20 protein-coding genes are annotated in these 26,361 nt (G+C 75.2%); 9 read left to right on the top strand and 11 right to left on the bottom strand.

The window, feature by feature from the left end:
* Positions 1 to 5 precede the first annotated feature (5 nt).
* Positions 6 to 275 (top strand): DUF4031 domain-containing protein, encoded by a 270-nt coding sequence (locus OG764_RS20275; RefSeq protein ID WP_328969827.1) that lies wholly within the window; start codon positions 6 to 8, stop codon positions 273 to 275.
* 493 nt (positions 276 to 768) lie between these two features.
* Here the strand turns inward: OG764_RS20275 and OG764_RS20280 are convergent, their stop codons facing one another.
* Positions 769 to 1,983, bottom strand: coding sequence for a Cmx/CmrA family chloramphenicol efflux MFS transporter (locus OG764_RS20280; protein ID WP_328973085.1), 1,215 nt, complete (start codon positions 1,981 to 1,983; stop codon positions 769 to 771).
* Positions 1,984 to 2,145: 162 nt separating this feature from the next.
* Positions 2,146 to 2,850, bottom strand: a complete 705-nt coding sequence (locus OG764_RS20285; protein WP_328969828.1) for an HD domain-containing protein — start codon at positions 2,848 to 2,850, stop codon at positions 2,146 to 2,148.
* Between the two features lie 263 nt (positions 2,851 to 3,113).
* On the opposite strand from OG764_RS20285, the gene OG764_RS20290 reads away from it, so the two are divergent.
* On the top strand, positions 3,114 to 3,809 hold the full coding sequence (locus tag OG764_RS20290) for a copper homeostasis protein CutC (RefSeq protein ID WP_328969829.1): 696 nt from the start codon (positions 3,114 to 3,116) through the stop codon (positions 3,807 to 3,809).
* A gap of 614 nt (positions 3,810 to 4,423) precedes the next feature.
* Here OG764_RS20290 and OG764_RS20295 read toward each other — a convergent pair.
* A complete protein-coding gene (locus tag OG764_RS20295) occupies positions 4,424 to 6,526 on the bottom strand; it encodes a HelD family protein (RefSeq protein WP_443055996.1) in 2,103 nt (700 codons plus the stop codon).
* Between the two features lie 682 nt (positions 6,527 to 7,208).
* Here OG764_RS20295 and OG764_RS20300 point away from each other — a divergent pair.
* Both OG764_RS20300 and OG764_RS20305 read left to right on the top strand, forming a co-directional pair.
* Entirely contained in the window at positions 7,209 to 7,394 is a 186-nt protein-coding gene (locus tag OG764_RS20300; RefSeq protein WP_328969830.1) for a hypothetical protein, read from the top strand.
* A gap of 39 nt (positions 7,395 to 7,433) precedes the next feature.
* Positions 7,434 to 8,579 (top strand): glycosyltransferase family 87 protein, encoded by a 1,146-nt coding sequence (locus OG764_RS20305; protein ID WP_328969831.1) that lies wholly within the window; start codon positions 7,434 to 7,436, stop codon positions 8,577 to 8,579.
* Here the strand turns inward: OG764_RS20305 and OG764_RS20310 are convergent.
* The 3 genes from OG764_RS20310 to OG764_RS20320 all read right to left on the bottom strand — a co-directional run bounded on the left by OG764_RS20310 (position 8,537) and on the right by OG764_RS20320 (position 13,987).
* Positions 8,537 to 10,180: a DNA repair helicase XPB gene (locus OG764_RS20310; RefSeq protein ID WP_328969832.1), complete on the bottom strand. Its 1,644-nt coding sequence runs from the start codon at positions 10,178 to 10,180 to the stop codon at positions 8,537 to 8,539. The genes OG764_RS20305 and OG764_RS20310 overlap by 43 nt on opposite strands.
* 260 nt (positions 10,181 to 10,440) lie before the next feature.
* A complete protein-coding gene (locus OG764_RS20315; protein WP_328969833.1) occupies positions 10,441 to 11,034 on the bottom strand; it encodes a DUF4291 domain-containing protein in 594 nt (197 codons plus the stop codon).
* A 265-nt stretch (positions 11,035 to 11,299) separates the two neighbouring features.
* On the bottom strand, positions 11,300 to 13,987 hold the full coding sequence (locus tag OG764_RS20320) for a helicase C-terminal domain-containing protein (RefSeq protein ID WP_328969834.1): 2,688 nt from the start codon (positions 13,985 to 13,987) through the stop codon (positions 11,300 to 11,302).
* A 74-nt stretch (positions 13,988 to 14,061) separates the two neighbouring features.
* Here OG764_RS20320 and OG764_RS20325 point away from each other — a divergent pair, with 74 nt between their 5' ends.
* Both OG764_RS20325 and OG764_RS20330 read left to right on the top strand, forming a co-directional pair.
* Positions 14,062 to 15,294: a hypothetical protein gene (locus OG764_RS20325; protein WP_328969835.1), complete on the top strand. Its 1,233-nt coding sequence runs from the start codon at positions 14,062 to 14,064 to the stop codon at positions 15,292 to 15,294.
* Positions 15,295 to 15,793: 499 nt separating this feature from the next.
* The gene (locus tag OG764_RS20330) at positions 15,794 to 16,468 is read left to right on the top strand and encodes an HAD family hydrolase (protein WP_443056226.1); all 675 of its coding nucleotides are present in this window, start codon (positions 15,794 to 15,796) and stop codon (positions 16,466 to 16,468) included.
* Between the two features lie 25 nt (positions 16,469 to 16,493).
* Here the strand turns inward: OG764_RS20330 and OG764_RS20335 are convergent, their stop codons facing one another.
* Positions 16,494 to 16,751 (bottom strand): hypothetical protein, encoded by a 258-nt coding sequence (locus OG764_RS20335; RefSeq protein ID WP_328969837.1) that lies wholly within the window; start codon positions 16,749 to 16,751, stop codon positions 16,494 to 16,496.
* Between the two features lie 176 nt (positions 16,752 to 16,927).
* Between OG764_RS20335 and OG764_RS20340 the strand changes: the two genes are divergently transcribed.
* Positions 16,928 to 17,311 (top strand): cold-shock protein, encoded by a 384-nt coding sequence (locus tag OG764_RS20340; protein ID WP_328969838.1) that lies wholly within the window; start codon positions 16,928 to 16,930, stop codon positions 17,309 to 17,311.
* Between the two features lie 95 nt (positions 17,312 to 17,406).
* Here the strand turns inward: OG764_RS20340 and OG764_RS20345 are convergent, their stop codons facing one another.
* The 4 genes from OG764_RS20345 to OG764_RS20360 form a co-directional block, all read right to left on the bottom strand.
* Positions 17,407 to 18,333: a 1,4-dihydroxy-6-naphthoate synthase gene (locus OG764_RS20345; protein WP_443055997.1), complete on the bottom strand. Its 927-nt coding sequence runs from the start codon at positions 18,331 to 18,333 to the stop codon at positions 17,407 to 17,409.
* Positions 18,326 to 19,078: a futalosine hydrolase gene (locus OG764_RS20350; protein ID WP_328969839.1), complete on the bottom strand. Its 753-nt coding sequence runs from the start codon at positions 19,076 to 19,078 to the stop codon at positions 18,326 to 18,328. The genes OG764_RS20345 and OG764_RS20350 overlap by 8 nt, the downstream gene beginning before the upstream one ends.
* A gap of 8 nt (positions 19,079 to 19,086) precedes the next feature.
* Positions 19,087 to 19,584 (bottom strand): DUF2771 domain-containing protein, encoded by a 498-nt coding sequence (locus OG764_RS20355; protein WP_328969840.1) that lies wholly within the window; start codon positions 19,582 to 19,584, stop codon positions 19,087 to 19,089.
* Between the two features lie 210 nt (positions 19,585 to 19,794).
* The gene (locus tag OG764_RS20360) at positions 19,795 to 21,156 is read right to left on the bottom strand and encodes an MFS transporter (RefSeq protein ID WP_328969841.1); all 1,362 of its coding nucleotides are present in this window, start codon (positions 21,154 to 21,156) and stop codon (positions 19,795 to 19,797) included.
* Between the two features lie 509 nt (positions 21,157 to 21,665).
* Here OG764_RS20360 and OG764_RS20365 point away from each other — a divergent pair.
* Together OG764_RS20365 and OG764_RS20370 are read left to right on the top strand one after the other, a co-directional pair.
* On the top strand, positions 21,666 to 22,574 hold the full coding sequence (locus OG764_RS20365) for a DUF3027 domain-containing protein (RefSeq protein WP_328969842.1): 909 nt from the start codon (positions 21,666 to 21,668) through the stop codon (positions 22,572 to 22,574).
* Positions 22,575 to 23,041: 467 nt separating this feature from the next.
* On the top strand, positions 23,042 to 26,125 hold the full coding sequence (locus tag OG764_RS20370; RefSeq protein ID WP_328969843.1) for a sacsin N-terminal ATP-binding-like domain-containing protein: 3,084 nt from the start codon (positions 23,042 to 23,044) through the stop codon (positions 26,123 to 26,125).
* Positions 26,126 to 26,361: the final 236 nt, after the last annotated feature.

Here is a 26,361-nt window from a genome sequence, read left to right on the forward strand (position 1 = left end):
GCGGCGTGACGCTCTACATCGACCCGCCGACCTGGCCGGGGCACGGCCGCATGTGGTCGCACCTGGTCAGTGACGTCTCGTACGAGGAGCTGCACGCGTTTGCGGCGCGGATCGGGGCGCCGGAGCGGGCGTTCGAACGGGACCATTACGACGTGCCGGCGTCTCGGTACGCGGATGCGGTGGCGGCGGGGGCCGTGGAGGTGGGCAGCAAGGAGCTGGTCCGCCGCCTGACCGCCGCCGGGCTCCGCCGCCCCAAGCACCGCCCCGCCCCGTAACCCCCGGGGCTCCGCCCCGTACCCCGCGCCTCAAACGCCGGCGAGGCTGGCGTGTTCCCTGGCGCCCGGCCGCAACCCCCGGCCCCGCCGGTGCTCGGCCCCCCCCGGCCCCGCCGGTGCCCGGGGCGCAACCCCCAGCCCCGCCGGTGCCCTGGGGCGCAACACCTCAGCCTCGCCGGCGTTTGAGGCGCGGGGTTTGGGGCGGAGCCCCAAGACTGCAACCCGGCTGGCGCCGGGTACCGGGCTCCGCCCGGACCCGCTCCTCAAACGCCGGAGGGGCTGACGGGTGCGACGGGGTCGCCGGGTCCTGCCCGGACCCGCTCCTCAAACGCCGGGGGGCTGACGGGTGCGACGGGGTCGCCGGGCCCTGCCCGGACCCGCTCCTCAAACGCCGGGGGGCTGAAGGGTGCGACGGGGTCGCCGGGCCCTGCCCGGACCCGCTCCTCAGACGCCGGAGGGCTGAGGGCGCGACGGGGTTGCGCGGAGGTGGGGGTCAGACGGCGGCGGGGGTGGAATCGGGGGCGGGTTCCGAGGCGGCGATGACGCGGCTCGGGGCGCCCGGCGTACGCCGGTGGACGCGGAGGGCGAGGGCCGTGAGGGCGAGCGCCGTGACGGTCATGGCGGCGCCGGCCCAGGCCGTCGCGGCGAAGCCGGCACCGGCGTCGATGACGGTGCCGCCGAGCCACGGCCCACCCGTGTTGCCCAGGTTGAAGGCCGCCGTCGTCGTGGCCCCCGCCAGCGTCGGCGCGGCGCCCGCGACGTTGAACATCCGCGCATTCAGCGCCGGCGCCGTGAAGAACGCCGAGAAGCCGAGCAGGAACGCCAGCGCGACCACCGCCACCTGCGCGGACGCGAACAACGCCAGCGCCGACAGGAACACCGTGGAGGCCGAGATCCCTCCCAGCATCACCCCGAAGAGGTGCGCGTCCGCGACCCGCCCGCCGACCGTCGTACCGACCAGCGCGCCCACCCCGAACAGTCCGAGGATCCACGGCACCCAGCCCGAGTCCAGCCCGGCGACATCGGTGAGCAGCGGCGCCAGGTAGCTGAACGCGCAGAACACGCCGCCCGCGGCGAGCGCGGTGACCGCCACGGACAGCCAGACCTGCCGGTCCCGGTAGATCCGCAGCTCGCGCCCGAGCGACGGCTTCTGCGCGGGCAGCGGGATGTGCGGGATCCGCAGCAGGATGCCCACCAGGGCGAGCGCGGACGCGGCCGCCACCGCCCAGAAGGCCGAGCGCCAGCCCCAGTACTCGCCGAGGAACGCACCGGCCGGGACGCCGAGGACGTTCGCGATCGACAGTCCGCCGATCATGACGGCCATCGCCCGGGCCCGCGAGCTCTGCGGGACCATCGCGATGGCCACGGCCGCGCCGACCGCCCAGAACCCGGCGCAGGCGAGCGCGGCCAGCACGCGCGACGCGAACAGCAGCTCGTACGAGGGGGCCAGCGCGCCCGCGACCTGTCCGAGCCCGAAGAGCGAGATCAGCGCGATGAGGGTGGTCCGGCGGGGCAGCCGGAGGGTGGCCACGGCCAGCAGCGGGGCGCCGATCACCATGCCGATCGCGAAGGCGGATATGAGCAGCCCCGCCTGCGGGATCGTGACGTCCATGTCCGCGGCGATCGGCGGCAGCAGCCCGGAGAGCATGAACTCGCTCGTACCGAGTGCGAAGACGGACAGGCCGAGGATGTAGACGGCCACGGGCATACGGGTGCGTTCGGCAGCTGCGGGCATGAACTGGACCAACCAACACGAACGCCGTCCCATTCCCCGGCGCCGGGCGGTCTCGCAGTACGGACGGCCGGACCGGTCTGGCGGGTCTGGCGGGTCTGGCCGGTCGGGCCGGTCGGGCCGGTCGACTGCGGACGGTCAGAGGGTGGCCAGCTCCGCGGCGAGGTTGCGGCGGGCCAGGGCCTCCCAGCGTTCCGTCCCGTAGGGGGTGTGGAAGAGCCGCGGCAGGTCGAGGAGGCGGCGCAGTACGGCGGCCCGGCCCTCCCGGAAGGCGTCCTCGGGGACGAACGCGTACTCGTCGCGCACGGCCGCCACGTAGGCCGCGTACGCGTCGGGGTCGCCCGCCAGGACCGCCAGGTCGGCGTCGCAGAGGACCTCGCCGTCGGTGTCGCCGGGGGCGGGGTCGTGCGTGACGGTGAGCCGTACCAGCCGGGCGACCTCGGCGGTACGGGCGGCCGGGACGCCGAGTTCCGCGAGGGCGCGCTCGGCCCAGGCGGCGCTGCGCTCCTCGTTCTCGGAGCGGTCCGGTCGGTACACGGCGTCGTGGAACCAGGCCGCCAGCCGGACGGCGGCCGGGTCCGCGGCGTGGTCGGCGAGCCGGTCGACGTGGTCGAGGACCGCGAGGAGGTGGGCGGTGTTGTGGTACCGGCGCTGCGGCTCGCCCCAGGCGGAGAGCAGCCGGGCGGCGTACGGGGCGGGGTCGGGGAACCCGGCCGGGGTGGGGGAGCCGGGCAGGGCGGTGGCCGGGTCGGGGGCCGGGAGCTCCGCGGGGGCGGGGGTCGTGCGGGCGGCGATCACGGTCTCGTGCCAGCGGGCCTCAAGCTGCGCGGTGTCGGTAGGCATGCGGTCATTGTCCTGGGGGGTGCGTCCGGCCCGGTGTGGGACGGGTGGCGGTGGCGTGAATGTGCTGGTGGAACGCGGGCGAGCGCCCGTACCCTGTAATTGGACTAGACCTATTCTTCATACCGGTGACTTTCGGGTCGTCCGGTGTATCCCCGCCATCGGTCTGTCCGATCCGACCCGTCCGACCCGTCCACCCATCCGATCCACCCGATCCACCCGATCCACCCGATCATCCGAGCTTTTCGAAGGAATGAGGCCCCCACATGAGCAACCGTGCAGTCCTGGAGGTGATCGCCCTCAACGCCGAGGACGCGGTCGCGGCCCAGGCCGGTGGAGCGGACCGTCTGGAACTGGTCACCGACATGGCCGCGGACGGGCTGACTCCGCCCCGGGAGACCTTCGCGGCCATCCGAGCCGCCGTCGACATCCCGCTGCGCGTGATGCTCCGGGCCACCGACGGCTTCTCCGCGGGCAGCGAGGAGGACCTGGAGCGACTGGTCGAGGCGGCGCGCGGGCTGCGGGCGGAGGGGGCGACGGAGTTCGTACTCGGCTTCCTCACGGCGGACGGGGCGCCGGACCTCGCGGCGATCGAGACGCTCGCCGCCGAGCTCGACGGGTGCCGGTGGACCTTCCACCGGGCCATTGACCGGGCCGCCGACCGGGACCAGCTGCGCAAGGCGCTGGCGGACCTGCCGGGGCTGGACACGTACCTGACGGCGGGGTCCGCGTCCGGGGTCGACGCCGGGCTGGAGGTTCTTGCCGCGGAGGCGGGGCGGCGGGGCGAGCCGGGGTACGGGGCGCGGATCCTGGTCGGGGGCGGGCTGCGGCTCGACCATTTGCCCGGGCTGCGGGCGGCCGGGATCGACGCGTTCCACATCGGCGGGGCGGCCCGCCCCGACGGCTGGACCCACCCCGTCTCCACCCCCGCCGTGGCGGAATGGCGCACCGCCCTCACCTGACCCACCCAGCCGCACCGACACCCCGCGTAGCCGGTGCCCTGGGGCGCGACCCCCAGCCCTTGTCGGCGCTGCGCGCGGCAACTCCCAGCCTCGCCGGCGCCGCGGGCCGCAACCTCCAGCGTCGCCGGTGCCCTGGGGCGCAACCCCCAGCCCTTGTGGGCGCTGCGCGCGGCAACTCCCAGCCTCGCCGGTGCCCTGGGGCGCAACCCCCAGCCCTTGTGGGCGCTGCGCGCGGCAACTCCCAGCCTCGCCGGTGCCCTGGGGCGCAACACCTCAGCCTCGCCGGCGTTTGAGGCGCGGGGTTTGGGGCGGAGCCCCAAGAGCAACCCGGCTGGCGCCGGGCACCGGGCCCTGCCCGGACCCGCTCCTCAAGCGCCGGAGGGGCTGGGGGGTGCGCCGGGGTCGCCGGGCCCTGCCCGGACCCGCTCCTCAAGCGCCGGAGGGGCTGAAGGTGCGACGGGGTCGCCGGGCTCTGCCCGGGCCCGCTCCTCAAGCGCCGGAGGGGCTGGGGGGTGCGACGGGGTCGCCGGGCTCTGCCCGGGCCCGCTCCTCAAGCGCCGGAGGGGCTGGAGATGGCCCGCTCGGGGGCGTGGTCCAGGGACCTGGGGCCGGGGTCAGGCCAGGGCCTGGGGGAGGGGGGCGTGGTGGAGGGTGGTGAGGCCTGAGACGGCTCGGGTCAGGCACACGTACAGGCGCCGCAACCCGGTCCGCTCATCCGGCTCGCCGTCCACGATCGCCGCCGGCTCGTCCAGCACGACGTAGTCGTACTCCAACCCCTTCGCCAGCGACGCCGGCACCAGCGTCAACCGCGCCTCGACCGTTGTCTCCTCGCCCGGCGCGAGGTACGGCAGCTCCGCCGCGCGCAGCGCCTCCGCCAGCGCGGGAACCCGCGCATCGGCGGCGATCAGCCCGATCGACCCCTCGTGCCGCAGCGCGTCCCGGCACGCGGCGAGGACGGCCGCCGTCAGCGCGCCGGCGTCGACGACCTCCTCGACGGCCAGCGAGCCGGGGGTCTCACGTACCGACGAGACCGGCGCCAGCCCCGGCGAGATCTCGGGCAGCAGCCGCGACGCGTACGCGATGACCTCGCGCGGCACGCGGAAGCCGGCGGTCAGCTCCTCCACCACCGCCTCCGGCTTCCCGAGGTGCGTCAGCGCCTCCGACCAGCTGCGCGTCGCCCATGGCGTGGTGCCCTGCGCCAGGTCGCCCAGCACCGTCGCGGAGCCGGTCGTGCATCGCCGGCCGACCGCGCGGTACTGCATCGGCGACAGGTCCTGCGCCTCGTCGATCACGACGTGCCCGAGCGAGTGGGTCCGTTCGACCAGGTCGGCGGCCTCGTCGATGAGGACCAGGTCGGCCGCCGACCACTTCGCCGACTTCACGCTCCGGAACGGCTTCGGCCACAGCAGCAGCTTCTGCTCGTCGGCGTCGAGCACCCCGTCCGCGTGCTCCGCGAGGAACTCCGCGTCCGACAGCAGCCGCAGCACCAGCTTCGCCGGGTCCACGACCGGCCAGACGGCCTTGACGGCCGCCTTCACGGCCGCGTTGCGGGCCACCGTGTCCTGCACGCGGTCGTCGGGCGCCTCGCCCGCCTGCTCCATGCGGACCAGCACGGCGTGCGCGATGCGCTGCGGCAGGGCCGCCAGGGCCGCCCCGTACCGCATGTCGCGGGCGAGGAGCTCGCCCACGATCTCCTCCAGCTCGTACGCCGGGATCCGCCAGCGGCGCGAGCCGCGGACCACCATCAGCGGCTCGGTGGGCAGCGTGACGTGCGCGCGGACGGCCCGCCGCAGGACCTCCGCCATCCGGGCGTCGCCCTTGACCACCGCGGTCTCGGCGGGGTCGGCGCCGCGCACCTCCGTGCCGGGCCGGGCCACCAGGTCGTCGACGGTGGCCTGCTTGACCTCCAGCTCGCCGAGCGCCGGCAGCACCTGCTCGATGTAGTGGAGGAAGGAACGGTTCGGCCCGATGACCAGCGTGCCGGTGCGTGCGAGCCGGTCTCGGTGCGCGTACAGCAGGTAGGCAACCCGGTGCAGGCCGACGGCGGTCTTACCGGTACCGGGGCCGCCCTGCACGCACACCGAGCCGGACAGTCCGGCGCGGACGATCTCGTCCTGCTCGGGTTGGATGGTCGCCACGATGTCGCGCATGGGGCCGACGCGCGGCCGCTCGATCTCCTGCTGGAGCAGCTTGCTGACCGCGGCGGCCTCGGCCGGGTCGGAGAGGTGCTCGTCCTCGTACGCGGTGAGCTCGCCGCCGGTGTAGCCGAAGCGGCGGCGCAGCCCGATGTCCTGCGGGTCCTGCTTGGAGGCGCGGTAGAAGGGCTGGGAGACCGGCGCGCGCCAGTCGATGACCATCGGGTCGCCCGCGGCGTCGTGCACGTGGCGGCGGCCGATGTAGAACTGCTCGCCCTCCGCGCCCTCCGCCTGGTCGGCGCCCGGCGCGTGCAGGTAGGTGAGGCGGCCGAAGAAGAGCGGGGTGTGGGCGAGGTCCGCGAGCGCCTTGATCCGGTCGTCGATCTGGGCCTGGAGGACGATGGCGTTCACCCAGTTCGCGGTGACGTCGCGGATGTCCAGGGACTCGACGTCCTCGCGCATGGCGCGCAGCGCGGCCCGGGACGACGCGAGGTGCGCGCGCTCGCCCGCGAGGGGGTCGGTGCCGGTGCCGGCACCGGTGTCCGGTGTGGTGGTGTGCTCTTCGGGGGCGTGCGCGGGCACGGTACTGCCTCCAGCTCTGGGGGACGGCCAGGCCCGCAGGGACCGGCTTCGGGGGCTCCCCGGAGGCCGGGCCTCGGACGTCGGGCCTCGGGATCAGGTCAGTGACAGGCGCCGGCCGGTTTCCGTCCGGGCGGCGGCTCTCCCCAGTGGTGCGGTGGGAGGCGGCAAGAGCGGAGATTCTAGTCAGCGCGGGCACACCGGGGCCAACCAATTCGAGCGCCCCTCGAGGGGCAACGCCCTTGGGGTAGCGGACGCCCTGAGGGGCAACCTCCAGCCTCGCCGGCGTTCAGGGTGCACGTCCTGGGGCGGCGGACGCCCTGAGGGGCAACCTCTCAGCCTCGCCGGCGTTTGAGGCGCGGGTCCGGGCGGAGCCCGGTGCCCGGCGGAGCCGGGTTGTCTTGGGGCTCCGCCCCAAACCCCGCGCCTCAAACGCCGGCGAGGCTGGAAGTTGCACCCCAGGGCACCGGCGAGGCTGGGGGTGGCGCCGCAGGGCTCCGGCGTGGCTGGGGGTGGGTTGGGCCGTCGGGGTGATGGGAGCCCCCGCTCGGTGGGGGTAGGACGTGGGGTGGGACTTCCGGTGGGCCCGTAGGGGGTGCCGTAGGTCCCGAGGATGACGCGGGGGGCCAGGGGATTCCCTCCGCAGACCGATGCCATATCCGGGACGAAAACGCACCATGGATACATGAGCACCGCAACCTTCACCCCGATCCAGGGCGGCCGCCCGAGCGGCGCCACAGCCACCGACTCCCACCGTCACCGCCACAGCTTCGGCGGCGTCCTGCGCGCCGCGAAGGTCTTCGCCGGTGCCGTCGTCAGCGTCGTCGTCCTCGGTGAGTACGCCGAGGACGCTGACATAGTCCGGCGCTGAACCGGCGGGTCACCCCGCGGATCCACTAGGGTCACGCGCGTGACCCGGAGCCCCCTCCCCACTCGCGCACTGCTGTCCGCCCTGGGCGTGCTGGGCGTGCTGCTGGCAGGGGTGCTCCTCGCGCTGACCGCCCTGTGGACCATCCGCGGCGGCCACCTCCCCACGACGGTCACCGAACTCCCGACCGCCGGCGTGTACGGGAGCGAGTCGTACGGGCGCGGGGCGTACGACGGTGCCGCGCACGGGGCCGACCCGCCCGGCGGTGGCGCGTACGGCGGTGGCGCGTACGGGGCCGAGGTGTACGGGCTGCACGGGGGCGCGTGCCGGCCGGGTGCCGGCTGCCCGCCGTTCGCGGCGATCCTGTTCCTGCCGGTGAGCTGGCTGCCGGCCGGGGCGCTGCCGGCCGTGTTCGCCGCGGTCAACGCGGCCCTGCTGGCGCTGCTGGTCCTGTTCGCGGGCCGGGTCGCGCGACCCGGGCCGATCCTGGCCGCGACCGGTGTCGCGCTGGGGCTGGAGACCCTGTTTCCGGCCCTGCTGCCCGGGCAGGCCGGGCTGGCGCTCGCCTGCCTGGTGCTGTGGGACCTGAGCCGGTCCGACGGCTCCCTCGGCAAGGGCTTCGCGCTCGGTATCGCCGCCGGGATCACCCTCACTCCGGCGGTGTTCCTCGTCTACCTGCTCTGCACGGGCCGGATCCGGGCCGCGCTGACCGGAGTCGGCGCCCTCGCCGGGACCGTCGCGCTGGGCGCGCTCGTACTCCCCGCCACCAGCGCGGAGTTCTGGAGCGACCGGTTCGCGGAGGCCCTGCGGGCGGCCCGGCCCTGGGAGTTCGGCGCCGACCGGCCGGCGGCCGCGCTGGCCTCGCCGTACCCGCTGATCGCCCTCGCCCTGCTGGTGGCGGCGGCCTGGCGGCTGTGCGTCGTACCGGCGTCCGCCCCGGGGGCCAGCCCCGGTGCGGCCCTGCCGGCCCGGCGCCCGGCGGCGCCCGCCGCTCAGCCGCCGCCCGCCGGACACCAGCCCGCGAGCGGGCCGCCCGCCGGACGGCCCTCCGCCGGGCAGCCGCCCTCAGCCCGGTCCTCCGCAGACCGGTCCTCCGCAGCCCGGTCCTCCTCAGAGCGGTCCGCCACCGGTCCGGCCTCCGCCGGTCAGTTGTCGGACAGCAGTTCGTCCGCGTCCATGATCCGGTAGGCGTAGCCCTGTTCGGCCAGGAACCGCTGCCGGTGGGCGGCGAAGTCCTGGTCGATGGTGTCGCGTGCGACCACCGAGTAGAAGCGGGCCTCGTGACCGTCGGCCTTCGGGCGCAGTACCCGGCCGAGCCGCTGGGCCTCCTCCTGGCGGGAGCCGAAGGTGCCCGAGACCTGGATGGCGACCGTGGCCTCCGGCAGGTCGATCGAGAAGTTGGCGACCTTCGACACCACCAGGACGCTGATCTCGCCCTCGCGGAACGCGTCGAAGAGCTTCTCGCGCTGCGCGTTGGACGTCTCACCCTTGATCACGGGCGCGTCCAGGTGCTCGCCCAGCTCGTCGAGCTGGTCGATGTACTGCCCGATGACCAGGGTCTGCTCACCCCGGTGCTTGCGCACCAGCGCCTCAGTGACCTTCCGCTTCGTCGCGGTCGTCGCGCAGAACCGGTACTTCTCCTCGGTCTCGGCGGTGGCGTACGCGAGCCGCTCGCTCTCGGTCAGGTTGACGCGGACCTCGACGCAGTCGGCGGGCGCGATGTAGCCCTGCGCCTCGATCTCCTTCCACGGCGCGTCGAAGCGCTTCGGGCCGATCAGCGAGAACACGTCCGACTCGCGGCCGTCCTCCCGGACCAGAGTGGCCGTCAGGCCGAGGCGGCGGCGGGCCTGGAGGTCGGCGGTGAACTTGAAGACCGGTGCGGGCAGCAGGTGCACCTCGTCGTAGACGATCAGGCCCCAGTCCCGGGAGTCGAAGAGCTCCAGGTGCGGGTAGACGCCCTTGCGCTTCGTCGTCAGCACCTGGTAGGTGGCGATGGTGACCGGCCGGATCTCCTTGCGGGTGCCGCTGTACTCGCCGATCTCCTCCTCGGTCAGCGAGGTCCGCTTCACCAGCTCGTGCTTCCACTGCCGGGCCGAGACGGTGTTGGTGACCAGGATCAGCGTGGTGGCCTTGGCCTCCGCCATCGCGCCCGCGCCGACCAGCGTCTTGCCGGCGCCGCACGGCAGCACGACCACGCCGGAGCCGCCGTGCCAGAAGCCGTCCACGGCCTGCCGCTGGTAGGGGCGCAGCTTCCAGCCGTCCTCGGCCAGCTCGATCGGGTGCGCCTCGCCGTCCACGTACCCGGCGAGGTCCTCGGCCGGCCAGCCCAGCTTCAGCAGGGTCTGCTTGATCTGGCCGCGCTCGGAGGGGTGCACGGCCACGGTGTCGGGGTCGATGCGGGCGCCGACCAGCGGGGTGACCCGCCGCGACCGCAGGATCTCCTCCAGCACCGGCCGGTCGGTGCTGGTCAGCACGAGCCCGTGCACCGGGTGCTTGCTGAGCGTCAGGCGCCCGTACCGGGCCATCGTCTCGGCGACGTCCACGAGCAGCGCGTGCGGCACCGGGTACCGGGAGAACTCCACCAGCGCGTCGACGACCTGCTCGGCGTCGTGCCCGGCCGCCCGCGCGTTCCACAGGCCGAGCGGCGTGAGCCGGTACGTGTGGATGTGCTCGGGCGCGCGCTCCAGCTCCGCGAACGGAGCGATGGCCCGCCGGCACGCATCGGCAAGCTCGTGGTCGACTTCGAGAAGCAGAGTCTTGTCGCTCTGCACGATGAGGGGCCCGTTCACGCGCATCCCTTCGGCACGGGGTGGCCGTCCGGGTGCGCACGGCCAAACCTCCAGTCTGCCGTATCCGCAGGGACGACGGGGGCACGACGGGGGCACGGCGGGGGCTCGACGTCGGCTCGGCGCGGTCAGGGTGTGCGGGGGCGGCGGGGGAACCGTTGGCGGCCACCGCGCGCAGACCCAGGCCGTCCGGTGGGTGGACCACCACGCTGGGCTTCCTCATGCAGCCGGCGCCACGGTGGGCGGCGGGCCCGTACCCGGGCTTACTCCACGCCGTCGCCCGGGGTGTAAGGGCGTTCGGCGGGGAGGAGCGCGCGGGCCGCTTGGTCGTCGCCGGCGCGGACCAGGGCGTGGATCTCGTGGGCCAGGGGGGTGACGTCGCGGATGGCGACCGTCCACGCGTCGGCGTAGGCGCGGGAGAGGGTGCCGGAGAGGCCGAGCTGGAGGGAGCGGTGCGGCAGCGGGTCGAGGTGGAGGTCGCGCTCGGGGTCCCACTGGATACGGGCCTCGGTGGCGCGCAGCTCGCGCTGCCAGGCGGCGTGGTCGGCGTGCACGCCGGGTGCGTAGTGGGAGAGGCAGGCGTTTCGCACGGCGTGGTCGAAGCCGGCGCGGGTGATCTCGACGGCGAGCACGATCTCCTGATCGGGCTTGGTGCCCCAGCCGCAGCGGTACATCATCCACAGGAACGAGGGCTTGATCCACGTCATCCGGTCGCGCTTCCAGGCGGGCGGGAAGCGGTGGTTGTGGGCGGCGGGCAGGCCGAGGTGGGGGGCGTAGGCCTGGTAGACCGTGACGGTGGTGTCCGTGTGCGCGGCGCGGATCTGGTGGCGGGGGGTCGGGGACGGCTGCTCTGACATGCGGTCAGGATGTGTGCGCGGCCGGGTCGTCGGCCACCGAATAACGGCCGCCACCGGTACGGTCCCCTCCGGCGCGACCCCCGTCCTTGCCGGCTGCCCGGCGTGCAAGTTCAGCCCCGCCGGCGTTTGAGGCGCGGGTCCGGGCGGAGCCCGGTGCCCGGCGGAGCCGGGTTGCTCGTTGGGGCTCCGCCCCAAACCCCGCGCCTCAAACGCCGGCGGGGCTGGAAGTTGCGCGGGGTCAGTTCGCGGGGTGGGTGGGGGTGGGTCAGGCCTGGTCGTCGGCCAGTTCGGCTACGCCGGTGATGCGGTGGAGGGCGTACGTGCGGACGTCGTCGGCCGTGTGGTCGTAGCCCGTGACGAAGCCGCCTTCGACACGGACCGGCGCGATCACCCGCTGGCTGGCCGAGCCCTCCGCGTTCACGTATCCGATCAGCACCGCCGTGCCGGTCATGGCGGCCGCCTGGACCGTCGCGAGGGTCTCGGCCGCGCTGGTGCGCGGGAGTCCGCCGGCCGCGACCGCGGCCGCGGTCGCCGCGTCCGGGAAGGCCGGTTCCTTCCGCACGGCCGTCGCCGCCGCGTCGCCCGCGCGGATCGCCCGTACCGCCGCGCCCAGCAGGGCCGGGTCCGGGACGGTGGGGCCGTCGGGGACGGGGACCGGGGCGGAACGTTCGGGCGTCCGGTGGGGGGCGGCCCGCGCCACCAGCACGTCGCCGGTCGCGGACTCGGCGGCCGGCGGGTAGCCGAGGGCGCGCAGCCCGTCGAGCAGGGCGCCCGGCTCGGCGCTGGACGCGAGGACGGTCGGGGCCAGCCGGCGCAGCCCCAGCCCCGCCGACCGCTTGTCGGCGAGGATCTCGCCGAGCACCGAGTCGTCGTCGCAGCGCACGTACGACGAGGCGGCGCCGACCCGCAGGTGGCCGTGGCGGCGGGCCACGTCGTCGATGAGGTACGACAGCGGCTGCGGCACCGGCGTACGGCTGTGCTCGACCAGGAAGTCCTGGAGGTCGGTGGCGGTCCGGCCGGAATCCAGGGCGCGCCGGACCGACCCGGGCGTGAACCGGTAGACGGTCGCCCCGCCCTTCGACTCCACGTCCGCCAGCACGGCCAGCGTCTCCGCGAGGTGCCGCTCCAGGGGCCCGGGGGCCACCGCCGTCAGGTCCGCCTGGAGGAGTACGTGGTCTACGGGCTCGGGCAGCAGCGGACCCAGCAACGCGGCCACCGCGGCCCGCGTCCGGGCGTCGGCGTCGCCGCCCACCGGGCTGCCGTGCGCGCCCGCGTCGCCGATCTCGCTCGTGCCACCGTGGACGGCTCCGCCCACGGTGCCGACCGTGGCGCCCCGCGCGGCTCCGCCCGGCGCACCTTCCGTACCGGCCCGCGCCGCCGCGCCCGGACCGTCCGCCGGCTCGCCCAGCAGGGCACGGCCGTGGGAGGTGAGTGCGCCGCGGCCGGTGACGCCGAGGAGTTCGGCTTCGTCGAGGGTCCAGTGGGCGAGGCGGGTGCGGAGTTCGGTCATGCTGCGGACCGGGCGCTCCCATGCGAGGCGTTCCAGTACCGCGCCGCGGTCGGGGGCGCCGCCCGGGGGCAGTGCGGCGAGCATGCCCAGCACCCGGCGGCGTACCTCGGGGGCCGCCGAGCGGTCCAGGTCCGGGCCGAGCACCGACAGCGTGCGGCCCTTCGCGTCCTGGTCGCCGACGAGCCCGGCGGTGCGGGTCGCGGGCAGCCAGGCCACCGCGAGTTCGGCCCACCGCTCCTCGGGGGGCAGCGCCAGCCAGTCGTCGTAGGCGGGGGTCGGCGCGTACCGCTCGTCGGCCTCGCCGTCGCTGGCGAGCAGGCCGGCCGCGTAACAGAGCTCGATCCAGAAGGCGGCGACCGGCTCGGTGACGTCGAGGGAGACCGCGGCCCGCTTCAGATCGCGCACGCTCAGCCCGCCGGCGCGCAGCACGAGCGGCCCGGCGTGCTCCCACAGGCCGAGCAGGTCCTCGACGGTGCCGATGGCGGCCAGCGCCTGGCCGGCCGCGTTCGCGTCCACAAGCTGTGGACGGTGCTCGTGCGCCGCCGGTACGGGCGGGGCCACCGGCTCGGGCGAGCGGTGCGCGCGGCCGCCGCGCAGGTACAGCGCCACCTCCCGCGGCAGCACCACCGTGCGCGCCGAGATCGGCAGCAGCAGCCCGCGGTCGCGCAGCCAGCGCACCGGCTGGGCCGGGTTCGCGGTGACCTCCCCGTACGGGGGACCCCACACCAGCCGCCCCAGCAGGACGTGCGCCTCGGCGGGCGCCTCGTCGAGCAGCGCCGACATCCGGTCGTGGTCCGTGAACAGCGCGGTCAGCGCGGCCACCGCCGACACCGGGTCGTGAGTGGACGACAGGCCGGCCGAGGCGACGATCTCCTGCACGCGGCCCGGGGACATGCCCGCCGTGGCCTCGGCGACGGTCGGGCCGAGCCCCGTGGGCGAGGGCCGGGAGGCGGACGGCGCGAGGATTTCGCGGGCGGTGCGCACCAGCCGCAACCGCTGGTCGTCGCCCCACAGCAGGGCCTGGTCGCGCAGGGTGGCGACGGCGTCGGGCAGCGCGGCCCGGATGGCGGCCGTCCCCGGCATCCCGTCGTCGTCGCCGGTCATCAGGTCTTCGAGGGTCCCGTACGGGCACGGGTCCGGGGCCACCGCCAGCGCCTCGGCGGCCTGCAGGGCGAACCGGTTCAGGCGTTCCAGGGCGCGTACGACCGAGGCCCGGGTGCCGGCGCGGGTGGCCAGCTGGGTCAGGTCGGCCGGCACCGGCCCGAGCAGGTCGGGGCGGGCCCGCAGCAGACCGGCGAGCGAGGCGTCGTCGCGGGCGCGCAGCGCCTCCGCGAGGGAGCGCGGCGCGGCACCGGCGGCCGCGGGCGTGCCGGAGCCGCCGGGGGTGCGGCCGGCCGGGTGGGGGACAGTGGTTCCGTCGGACACGTTCGCCTCTTGGTCCATCCGGCCAACGTTAGCCCCTGTACGGGGGCCCCAGGCGCTACCTTCGGGGCAGCGGGTACGGGAGGAGCCGGGGCGTGGGGATCGAGAGCGACCAGCTGGTCTACGACTATCTGAGCCGGGTCGGGGACTTGGCGCAACGCGGGCAGCTGTCGTCGGGGGACCGGATGCGGCTCGTGTCGGGGCTGCGCAACGAGATCGACCGGCAGCGTGCCAAGTACGAGCCGGAGACGCCCGCGTCGGTGCGCCGGATCCTGGACCGGCTCGGCAGCCCGGAGGAACTGATCGCCGCGGCCGTGGCATCGGCCGGCGGGACGGGTGCGGTGCTCCCGGCGCCGCCGGTTCCGCCGACGGCGGGGGCGGGACGGGCGGACGGGGTGCCGGGGGTGCCCGTGCAGCGCGGACCGCGGCGCTTCTTCAAAGGCGGCTCGGGCTCCGGCTCGGGCTCGGGCTCAGGCTCGGGCTCAGGCTCGGGCTCAGGCTCGGGCTCAGGCTCCGGCTCCGGCTCCGGCTCGGGCTCCGGCTCGGGCTCCGGATCAGGCTCGGGAGAGCCCGCGGTGCCGGCGCCGCGGCCCAGTACGGCCGCGCTGCCGCCGCATCTCGCGGGCGCGGACGAGCTGGGCTCCGGACGGGGGGAACCCGACTGGTGGCGGGTGGCGCCGGGGGCCTTCGGTACGGAGGCCGGGGCGCTGCCCGGGCTGGTGGTGCCGCCAGGGTTCGCAGGCGGCATCGAGTTGCCGGAACTCCTGCGGAAGCCGGCTTCCGGCACGGACGAGGACGAACGGGTCGAACGCGCGGAGGGGCCCGAGCCCGAGGACCCGGGCCGGGGGGATGCGGCGGGCGCGGAGCCGGTGGGGCGGGCCCGGACCGTCGTACGGGCGTTGCGCGAGCGGCGCCGCCAGGTCAAGGGCGCCGTCGGGGGCGCGGCCGGTGCGGTGTCCGAACCGGCTGCCGCCGAGCCCGCGGCCGCGGCGCGGCCCCGGCCGCACGCCTTCCTGCTGCTGGCGGCCGTCGTGCTGGTCGGCGGCGCGGTCAGCGGCTCGTGGCTGGTGCTCGCGGCGGGCTGGCTGGTCGCGTACGGGTCGCGGGTGCTGGGTGCGGGTGAGAAGAAGTGGGCGCTGTTCGGGCTGCCGGGGGCGGTGCTCGGGGGGTCGGTGGTGTGGCTGTGGGGGCGGGCCGAGGGGCGGTGGGGTGAGCGTCTCGCGGAAGGGGCGGCGGGGGATGCGTTCGGTGACATGTGGCCGCTGATGGTCCGCGTCGCGGCCGGTGCGTGCGCGCTCTACCTCCTGTGGCGCTCCCGCCGCCACTGACCCCCTGGGGGTTCCGTGGGGCGCAACCCCCGCCCTTCCCGACGCCCGGGGGCAACCTCCAGCGTCGCCGGCTGGCCGTGGCGCACCCTTCGGCTTCGCCGATGCCCTGAGGGGCAACATCCAGCCTCTCCGGCGTTTGAGGAGCGGGTCCGGGCGGAGCCCGGTGCCCGGCGTCAGCCGGGTTGTCCGTTGGGGCTCCGCCCCAAACCCCGCGCCTCAAACGCCGGCGAGGCTGGGAATTGCGCCCCAGGCACCGGCGAGGCGGGGGAATTGCGCCGCAGGGCACCGGCGAGGCTGGGTGTTGCGCCGCAGGGCACCGGCGAGGCTGGGTGTTGCGCCTCAAGGCTTTGGCGAGGTTGGGATGGCTCCCGCTCAGGCTCGCCTCAGACGCCGGCGAGGCTGGGTGTGGCGCCCCAGGCACCGGGAGCGTTGGAGGTTTTGGTGGGGGGTCGGGTGGTGGTCAGGGGGTGTTCGTGTGTTCGCCATGGCGCTCGGCACAATGGCGGGTATGAGCCCCGAAGCCACCGCAGTGAATGACGCGCCCGCCACCCCCCGCCCGCTGACGGTCGGGTTCGACCTGGACATGACGCTGATCGACTCGCGTCCCGGGATCAGGGCCGCGTACGTGGAGCTTGCCGCGCTGACGGGCACGTACATCGACGCGGACGCGGCGATCACACGGCTCGGGCCGCCGCTCGACGAGGAGCTGGCGTACTGGTTCCCCGAGGAGCAGATCCCGGAGATGGCCGACCGCTACCGCGCGCTGTACCCCACCCACGCCATCGCACCGACCCCCGCGATGCCGGGCGCGCGCGAGGCGATCGAGGCCGTACAGGCGCTCGGCGGCAGCGCGATCGTCGTGACGGCCAAGCACGAGCCCAACGCGAAGCTGCACCTCGACCACCTGGGCCTGCGTCCGGACGCGCTGATCGGCTGGCTGTGGGCGGAGGCCAAGGCGGACGCGCTGAAGGAGCACGGCGCCTCGGTGTACGTCGGCGACCACGTGGGCGATGTCCGCGGGGCCCGCAAGGCGGGCGCGCTGTCGGTGGCCGTGCCGACCGGGCCGTGCTCCGCGCAGGAGCTGCGCGCGGCGGGCGCCGACGTGGTCCTGCCGGACCTGACCGCCCTCCCGGAGTGGCTCGCGGCCCACGCGTCCCGGGCGGCGAGCGCCTAGGAACCGCCGGCCACGGCGGTAGGCCCTACGCCCGTGCCTGCGCGGCCCGCGCCTCGCGGCGTTGGGCGGCCATCGAGCGGAGCACGCCGGCGGCGGCGATGGCGAAGCCGGCGCCCATCAGCATGCACACGGCGTAGGCGACGCTCGGGAACGGTTCGGTGCCCAGGAACAGCGGCGCCATCGTCACGAGCGTGGCCACCGCGCCCACGATGAACACGATGCCGCCGGTCCGGACCAGCGCGTCACCGGGACGGGGTTCGTCGGAAACAGGAGTAGCAGTCACCCGACCAGGGTAGTTCCCTGTCCTGGACAGCCCGCATGAAGGACCCTGAGACGTCTTGTCAGCGGGCCCTGGACCATTAGCCTGGAGACAGGCGGGCCAAAGGGCCCGCTGTACTGCTGTCCAGAGCCGTTTTTGCGGCAAAACGGACCCGACGAACACAAGGACGAGGAACAGACGTGCCTACCGGCAAGGTCAAGTGGTTCAACAGCGAGAAGGGCTTCGGCTTTCTCTCCCGCGACGACGGCGGCGACGTCTTCGTCCACTCGTCGGTGCTCCCTGCCGGGGTCGATGCCCTCAAGCCCGGCCAGCGCGTGGAGTTCGGCGTCGTCGCCGGCCAGCGTGGTGACCAGGCCCTTTCCGTGATCGTCCTGGAGCCGGCGCCCTCGGTCGCCGCCGCGCAGCGTCGCAAGCCGGACGAGTTGGCATCCATCGTGCAGGACCTCACGACCCTGCTGGAGAACGTCACGCAGCAGCTGGAGCGGGGCCGTTACCCCGACAAGGCGCACGGCGGGAAGATCGCCGGCATGCTGCGGGCCGTGGCCGACCAGCTGGACGTCTAGCCGCACCGCATTCCACACGGTTGTGCCCCGCCACTCGAACGAGTGGCGGGGCACATCTGTTTGATGAACGGCCGGCGGTCCGGGGCCGGCACCCGTCAGGGGAAGGCGAGCGCGTCCGGGTGCAGGGCGGGTACCAGGCCCTCGGCCGCTGCGCGGGTCAGCAGGCCGCGGACGGCCGCGTACCCGGACTCGCCGAGGTTCGCCGTGAACTCGTTGACGTAGAGCCCGATGTGCTGGTCGGCGACCGCCGGGTCCAGCTCCTGCGCGTGGGCCCGCACGTACGGCCGCGAGGCCTGCGGGTCGTCCCAGGCCATCTGCACCGACGTACGGGCCGCCGCGGCCAGTTCCCGCAGGGCGGCGGCGCCCAGCGAGCGCTTCGCGATGATCGCGCCGAGCGGGATCGGCAGGCCCGTCGTGGACTCCCAGTGCTCGCCCATGTCGGCCAGGCAGTGCAGCCCGTAGTCCTGATAGGTGAACCGTGCCTCGTGGATGACCAGGCCGGCGTCGACCCGGCCGTCCCGGACCGCGGGCATGATCTCGTGGAACGGCAGGACGACGACCTTGCCGACGCCCTCGGGCAGCACGTCGGCCGCCCACAGCCGGAACAGCAGGTACGCGGTCGAGCGCTCGCTCGGCACCGCGACCGTCTTCCCGCGCAGGTCGAGGCCCGGCTCGCGGCTCAGGACCAGCGGGCCGCAGCCCCGGCCCAGCGCCCCGCCGCACGGCAGCAGCGCGTACTCGTCGAGCACCCATGGGAGGACCGCGTAGCTCACCTTCAGGACGTCGAACTCGCCGCGCTCGGCCATCCCGTTGGTGAGGTCGATGTCCGCGAAGGTGACGTCGAGCGGCGGCGCGCCGGGCACCCGGCCGTGCGCCCACGCGTCGAAGACGAAGGTGTCGTTGGGGCACGGCGAGTACGCGATCCGCAGCGGGCGCCCGGGCGCCCGCTGGTGCTGCTCCGCGTCCTGCTCCGGGTCCTGCTCCGGGTGCGCGGGCGGCTGCGCGCCGGTGGCGTCACTCATGGCGTTCTCCCCATCCGTGGAGTACGGGTACGAGGCGGTGGAAGCCGGCGGTGAGCGCGGCGAGCGCGTCCCCGATCCGCCAGGCGGCGCGGTCGCGGGGGCCGACGGCGTTGGAGACCGCGCGTACCTCCAGCACGGGCAGGCCGTACGCGGCGGCGGCCTCGGCGACCCCGAAGCCCTCCATGGCCTCGGCCCTGGCGGACGGGTGGCGGGCGGCCAGCTCGGCGGCGCGGGCGGCGCTGCCGGTGACGGTGGAGACGGTCAGTACGGGGGCGAGCAGCGCGCCGGTGGCCTCGGCGGCGCGGGCGGCCAGCTCGGCGGGCGGCAGGTGCAGGGCCCGGCCGAAGCCGAGCTGCTCGACCGTCAGGAAGCCGTCGGGGGTTTCGGCCCCCAGGTCGGCGGCGACGATCGCGTCGGCGACGACGAGGGTGCCGGGCGGGGCGGCGGGCCGGAACCCGCCGCCGATGCCCGCGGACACGACGAGCCGGTAGGGCCGGTCGCCGGAGGCGGCGACGGCGAGCGCGGTGGCGGTGGCCGCCGCCGCGGCGGCCGGTCCCACACCCCCGACGAGCACGTCGAGGGCGAGGCCGGGTACGTCGTGGCGGCTCAGGAGGTAGCCACCGGGAAGCGTGCGCGGCGGCGTGACCGGTCCGTCCGGATGAGGGGCCGGGGCGGAGCCGGGGCTCAGACCGGCGGCGACGGAGTCGGCCTCCGCCGCCACCGCGGTCACGACGAGCGCGTGCAAGGCGCTGCTTACTTCTTGAGCTTCAGGGTGAAGGACCAGATGGAGAGCGGCTTGCCGTCCTTGCCGACCTGGAGGAAGGCGAGCTTCTTGGACTCCGGGGCCTCGCCCTGGCCGCCCGTCGAGAAGACGTCGGCGCCGGGGAAGCTGCGGTACGTCTTGTCGGAAGGCTCGGTGATCGGCTGCCCGTCGAGGAGCGCCTGCCACTTCTTGCCGTCCTCGACGACCTCCGGCTCGACACCCAGACGCAGCGTGTCGCCGCGCGAGTACTCGATGGTCTTGGTGGCCTTGAGGCTGCTGAGGCACTCCTGGGCCTTTGCCGCGGTCAGCTCCGCCGCGCCCTTGGCCTTCTGGCACTTGGCCTCGGCGGACACGGACGAGGTGCCGACCGTCACCGTCGCCAGTGGCGTCGGCTTGTCGCAGGCGGAGAGGACGAGGAGGCCGGCGGACACGGCCCCGAGGGCCGCGACGCTGCGGCGGCCCCTACCCGAGATAAGCGGTGCGGTCATGAGCCGAAGGCTATCGGTCGTACCCGTTCCCCGGCGCACGGGGTCTCCGCGTGCCGCGTACCGGTCCCGGTCAGGGCTTTCCCACCGCGGCGAACGGCCGCACGGGCAGCCTCGTACGGCCCTTTTCGGCCACCAATGCGGTGGTATCGCCCCTGCGGGCGCGGCGGAGAGACCGCTGCGGGGGCCGTCGCGCGAGCGGGGTGCGCGGGTCTACGCGACCCGGGTGCGGGTGACGTCGCCGGGGTGGCGGGGGGCCGCGAGCAGGCCGCGCAGGGCCATCGTGGTGCCGGCCGCGACGATGCACGCGGCGACCGACATCCCCAGGACGCCGTTGAGGGGCAGCACGATCCCGATGCCGCCGCCCACCACCCACGCCATCTGCAGCAGCGTCTCGGAACGCGCGAAGGCCGAGGTGCGGACCTGCTCGGGGATGTCCCGCTGGATCATCGCGTCCAGGGACAGCTTGGCCAGCGCCTGGCAGAAGCCGGCCGTGGCACCCAGCACCGCCATGAAGACCCCGCTGAACAGCAGCGCCGCCATGATCGCCGCGCCCAGCGTCACGGACAGCACGGCGGCCACGATCGCCTCCGGGGCGCGGGCCCGCAGCCAGGCCCCGACGGCCGTCCCACAGGCGTTGCCGACGCCCGCCGAGACGCCGACGATGCCCAGCGAGACCGCCGCGCTCTGGCCGGCGAGCGGGTGCTCGCGCAGCAGGAACGCGAGGAAGAAGATCAGGAAGCCGGACAGTCCGCGCATCGCCGCGTTCGCCCACAGCCCGCACAGCACCGACTTGCTCAGGGTGCGCAGCGAGGGCCGCGGCGAGTGCTCCTCGTGCGTGGACAGCCGGGCCCGCCGCTCGCCCTTGGCCGAGTCCACCTTCGGCGGCATCGAGAAGGCCAGGAAGGTCCCGGCCAGGAACACCGCGCAGGCCCCGTAGAGCGGCCACTGCGGCCCGATCGCGTGCAGGCCGGCCCCTACGGGCGCGGCGGCTCCCGTGGCCAGCAGGCCGGCCAGCGTCACCCGCGAGTTCGCCTTCACGAGGGAGAAGTTCGGCGGCAGCAGCCGCGGTACGACGGCGCTGCGCACCACGCCGTACGCCTTGGACGCGACGAGCACGCCGAGGGCCGCCGGGTACAGCTGGATGCCGCCGGTGGCCACGGCGGTGGACATCATCACCGCGAGGACGGCCCGGGTCAGCATCGCGGCGGCCATCGCGGCCCGGCGGCCGTGCGGGAGGCGGTCCAGGAGCGGGCCGATCACGGGGGCGAGGAGGGTGAACGGGGCCATCGTGATCGCCAGGTAGAGGGCGACCCGGCCGCGGGCCTCGTCGGTGGGGACCGAGAAGAACACCGTCGAGGCGAGCGCGACGGTGATCAGCACGTCGCCGGCGCCGTTCACGGCGTGCAGCTCGATGAGTTTTCCGAGGCCCGATTCCCCGGCCCCGTGGGCGTGCGTGGCCCGGCGGATCCGGCGCGCGGTGCCGGTGACGGGCAGGTGCAGGGCGCGCCCGAAGGCCCGTCCGGCCCTCCGGGCGCGGCCCGAGCCGTCGTCGGAAGACCGTGCGGCTGCCACGTGGCCATAGTGCCCCAAGCGGCTCCCGCAGACGCGCCCCGGCGCGGCGGCGACTGCGATCCGCCCCCGATCCGGCCCCCGATCCGCCCCCGATCCGCCCACGGGCCGCGCCCGTGGTCCGCCCGCGGTCCGGGGCCGCTCTGGGGCGGATCGGGGGCCGGATCGGGGCCGCTCGGGTCGTGATCGGGCGCGGTGTGGGGCATGATCGTCCGCGGATCGGAGCGGATTCACAGCCTCCGCCTGTCCGCGAATCGGACGTGCAGGTGGGCCCAGGGCTGTGAAGGAGGTAGCGTGCGTAGCGCGCCACCGGCGGTTGCTCTTGGCCGCGCGCCTCTCCGCCATCCCGCAGAATGGGAAGCGAGTAGGTGCGCCCGAGGCCGATCGGGCGCGGACGTCGACGCGGCCCTCTGGTCCGCTCCGCCCGCGCCTCGTACGGACAGGACCGACGGGTCGTTACGGACGACAGCGGACGGCGCACTCGTGAGACGGCGTAGGAGAGAACGAGACCAGTGAGTGCTGCGACGACGCGAAGCCGTACCCCCGACCGCATGTGCGCCGAAGCGGTCGACCTCGCCCGCGAGGCGGCCGAGGAAGCCGCCTACCCGGGAGTGGTCGGCGAGCACGTCTCCGCCGTCGCGGAGGGTGACCGGGTGGTCACCCACTTCTTCGAGTGCAAAGAAGCCGGATACCGGGGCTGGCGCTGGGCGGTGACCGTCACGCGCGCCTCCCGCGCGAAGAACGTCACCCTCGACGAAACGGTGCTGCTGCCCGGCCCCGACGCGCTCCTCGCCCCCGAGTGGGTGCCGTGGAGCGAGCGGCTGCGGCCCGGCGACATGGGCCCCGGCGACCTCCTCCCCACCGATGCCGAGGACCTGCGCCTGGAGCCCGGCTACTCCGGCGAGGACGTGCCGCCGCCGAACTCCGTCGTCTCCGAGGAGATGGCCGAGCTCGTCGAAGCGGAGGACGCGGAGGTCACCGACCGGATCGTGGTGCCGGAGCGCGGCTCCATCACGTCGGTCGCCGAGGAGCTCGGCATGCGGCGGGCGCGGGTGCTGTCCCGCTACGGGCTGCACTCCGCGGCGGACCGCTGGGACGAGGCCTTCGGCGCGAAGACGCCGATGGCGCAGGCCGCGCCCGCCGCGTGCGTGTCCTGCGGCTTCCTCGTCAAGATCGGCGGGTCGCTCGGGCAGGCGTTCGGTGTGTGTGCGAACGAGTTCGGGCCGGCGGACGGGCGGCTGGTCTCGCTGTCGTACGGGTGCGGTGGGCACTCCGAGGCGGCCGTCATGCCGACGCCGCCGCGGCCGGCGCCGCCGGTGCTCGACTCCGTCGGGTCTGACGAGTTCACGTTGCGCCCGGCGCCGGATACGGGCTCCGTCCCCGCCGTGGAACCCCCCGAAGCCGACCTCGGCCACTCCTGACCCCCGCGCCCCCAGCCCCTCCGGCGCTTGCCCCCGCGCACCCTTCAGCCCCTCCGGCGCTTGAGGAGCGGGTCCGGGCGGAGCCCGGCGACCCCTCGCACCCTTCAGCCTCTCCGGCGTTTGAGGAGCGGGTCCGGGCAGGGCCTGGCGACCCGTCGCACCCTTCAGCCCCTCCGGCGCTTGAGGAGCGGGTCCGGGCGGAGCCCGGTGCCCGGCGCCAGCCGGGTTGCTTGGGGCTCCGCCCCAAACCCCGCGCCTCAAACGCCGGCGAGGCTGGATGTTGCACCCCAGGGCGTCGGCGAGGCTGGATGTTGCACCCCAGGGCGTCGGCGAGGCTGGATGGTGGTGGAGGCCCGCCTCGCACGCCCCGGTGCCCCGGATGGGTGATGTGGGGGTGTGGGAGGGGGGATCCGTGGGCGCGGTACCTTCGGGGACCGGTAGACAACCGGTCAGACCTGGGAGGCACCGTGAGAGCGACGGCAGCGGACGGCAGCGGAGTCGACCCCTTCGGCACCGCAAGACTGCGCCGCGGCGTGCTCGACGCGTGGACCGCGAGCCCGGCCCGGTTCCGTGAGGACGCCAACGCCGAGGAGGACCTCGCACTCGGCGGCTACCGGGACCGCCTCGTCGTCGAACTCGCCCAGAACGCCGCCGACGCCGCCGCCCGCGCGGACGTACCCGGCCGCCTCCGGCTCACCCTGCGCCCCGGCATCCTCGCCGTCGCCAACACCGGCGCCCCGCTCGACGCGACCGGCGCCGAATCGCTCAGCACCCTGCGCGCCTCCGCCAAGCGCGGCACGGACAGCGCCGTCGGCCGCTTCGGCGTCGGCTTCGCCGCCGTACTCGCCGTCAGCGACGAGCCGGCCGTCGTCGGCCGGCACGGCGGCGTCCGATGGTCCCTCGCAGAGGCCCGCGAACTCGCCCGCGAGGCCGCCGCCGACAACCCCGGCCTCGACGACGAACTGCGCCGCCGCGACGGCCACGTGCCGCTGCTGCGGCTCCCGCTGCCCGCCGAGGGCACCGCCCCCGACGGCTACGACACCGTCGTCATCCTCCCGCTGCGCGACGGCGGCGCCGAAGACCTCGTCCAGCGCCTCCTCGCCGGCATCGACGACGCCCTCCTGCTCACCCTGCCGGGCCTGCGCGAGATCGTCGTGGAAACCCCCGACGGCACCCGCACCCTGCGCCGAGGCGAAGACGGGCCGTACACCGCCGTCGAGGACAGCGCCGGCGCCACCACCCGCTGGCGGACGGTCCGTCACCACGGGCCCGTCGACCCGGCGCTGCTCGCCGACCGGCCCGTGGAGGAGCGGCTGCGGCCCGAGTGGACGGTGTCCTGGGCGGTCCCCGTGGACGCCGACGGGGCGCCCGTACGGCCCGCCACCGCGCCCGTCGTGCACGCCCCCACCCCCACCGACGCGCCCCTCGGCGTGCCGGCCCTGCTGATCGCCACGTTCCCCCTCGACACCACCCGCCGGCACCCGGCGCCCGGTCCGCTCACCGACTTCCTCGTGGAGCGCGCCGCCGACGCGTACGCCGAACTCCTCGGCGACTGGCGGCCGGTGAGCACCGCTCTCGTCGACCTCGTGCCCGGCCCGCTCGGCAAGGGCGAACTCGACGGCGCGCTGCGCGCAGCCGTCATCGCCCGGCTGCCCCGCACCGCGTTCCTCGCGCCCGCCGCCCCCAGCGAGGAACTCACCGCGCTGCGGCCCTTCGAGGCCGAAGTCGTCGAAGGCGCGGGCGCCGACACCGTGCGCGTCCTCGCCGAGGTGCTGCCCACGCTGCTCCCCGCCGGGCTGGAACGCCGTACCGAACTGCGCACCCTGGGCGTCGGGCGGCTCCCGCTCGGCGACGCCATCGAGCGGATCGCCGGAATCGAACGCACCCCCGAGTGGTGGTACCGGCTGTACGAGAGCCTCGCCGGGGTCGACCCCGACCGGCTCTCGGGGCTACCCGTACCCCTGGCCACCGGCCGTACCGCCATCGGACCCCGGCAGGTGCTGCTGCCCGGCCCCGACACCCCCGCCGCGCTGGCCCGCCTCGGCCTCAAGGTCGCCCACCCCGACGCCGCGCACCCCCTGCTGGAGAAGCTCGGCGCGCTCCCCGCATCCCCCCGGGCCGTCCTGACCACCCCCCAGGTACGGGCCGCCGTCGCGGCCTCGCTGGACGCCGGGGAGATCTGGGACGAGGACGCTCCCGACCCCGACGAGCTCGCCGAGATCGTCCTCGGGCTGGCCCGCGACGCCGGCCTCGAACCGGGCGACGAACCCTGGCTGGCCGCCCTCGCGCTCGCCGACGAGGACGGCGACCTCGCCCCCGCCGGCGAACTCGTCCTGCCCGGCAGCCCCTTCGCGCAGGTCATGCGCGAAGGCGAACTCGCCCTGTGCGAGACCGAACTCGTCGAGCGCTGGGGCGAACAGCCGCTCACCGCCTGCGGGGTGCTCGCCAACTTCCAGCTGGTGCGCGCCACCGACGTGGTCCTCGATCCCGACGAACTGGAGCCCCATTCGGGCGACTTCGCCGAACCAGACGACGCGGGGCTGCTCGACGCCGTGGACGTGTGGTGCGAGGACGTGCTCGACCAGCTCCCCGACAGCCCGCTGCCGCCCGTCGCCACCGAGATCGTCGCCGTCCGCGACCTCGACCTCGTCGACGACGACGCCTGGCCGCAGGCCCTCGCCCTGCTCGCGCAGCCGCCGCTCCGGGACGCCCTGACCCAGCCCGTACGGGTCCTGATGCCCGACGGCACCACGCAGTCCGTCCGCCCGTACACCGCGTGGTGGCTGCGCGACCATCCGGTGCTCGACGGCCGCCGCCCCGCCGGGCTGCGGGCCGCCGGCGGCGACCCGCTCCTCGAAGGGCTCTACACACCGGCCGACGCCACCGGGTTCGAGGACGAGCAGGTGCTGCGCGCGCTGGGCGTCCGCACCACCGTCACCGCGCTCCTGGACGAGCCGGGCGGCGCCGCCGAACTGCTCGGCCGGCTCGCCGACCCGGACCGCGAGGTGACCGGCCGCCAGCTGCACGCGCTGTACGGGTACCTCGCCGACCTCGACCCCGAGCAGGTCACGCTCCCCGACGAGCTGCGTGCCGTCGTCGACGGGGAGGTGCGGGTGGTGGACGCGGCGGACGCGGTCGTCGCCGACGCGCCCGATCTGCTGCCGCTGGCCGGTGGGCTGCCGCTGCTGCCGGTCGCTCCGGCGCGGGCGGCCGACCTCGCCGAGCTGCTCCAGGTGCGGCGGCTGTCGGAGACCGTGCCGGCGGAGGTCACCTCGCCGGGTGAGGAGCACGAGGTCCCGGAGTCCGTACGGGTCCTGCTCGGGCCCGCCACGCCGGTCACGTACGTGGAGCACGAGGAGTTGATCGCCGCCGGTACGGAGCTGGACTGGCGGCGGACGCCGGACGGGGTGCTGCACGCGGCGACGCTGGAGGGTGTGGCGGCGGGGCTGGCCTGGGCGGCCGGGCAGTGGCCGCGGCGCTTCGAGGTGGCCGCGCTCCTGGAAGACCCGTCCCGCACCGCCGAACTCGCCCAGGACCGCTGGTTCGACTGACCCCGCCACCCTTGTTCACCCCGTCGCACCCTCCGGCCCCTCCGGCGCTTGGGGAGCGGGTCCGGGCGGAGCCCGGTGCCCGGCGTCAGCCGGGTTGTTCGTTGGGGCTCGGCCCCGAACCCCGCGCCTCAAACGCCGGCGAGGCTGAATGTGGCGCCACGTCGGCGGCAGTCGTACGGGGTGCTCGCGGGCCGCTCGGGTCGAGCCCGCCCGCTTGTCGGACTGGCGGACGGGGT

Source organism: Streptomyces sp. NBC_00239, assembly GCF_036194065.1.
GTDB lineage: Bacteria > Actinomycetota > Actinomycetes > Streptomycetales > Streptomycetaceae > Streptomyces.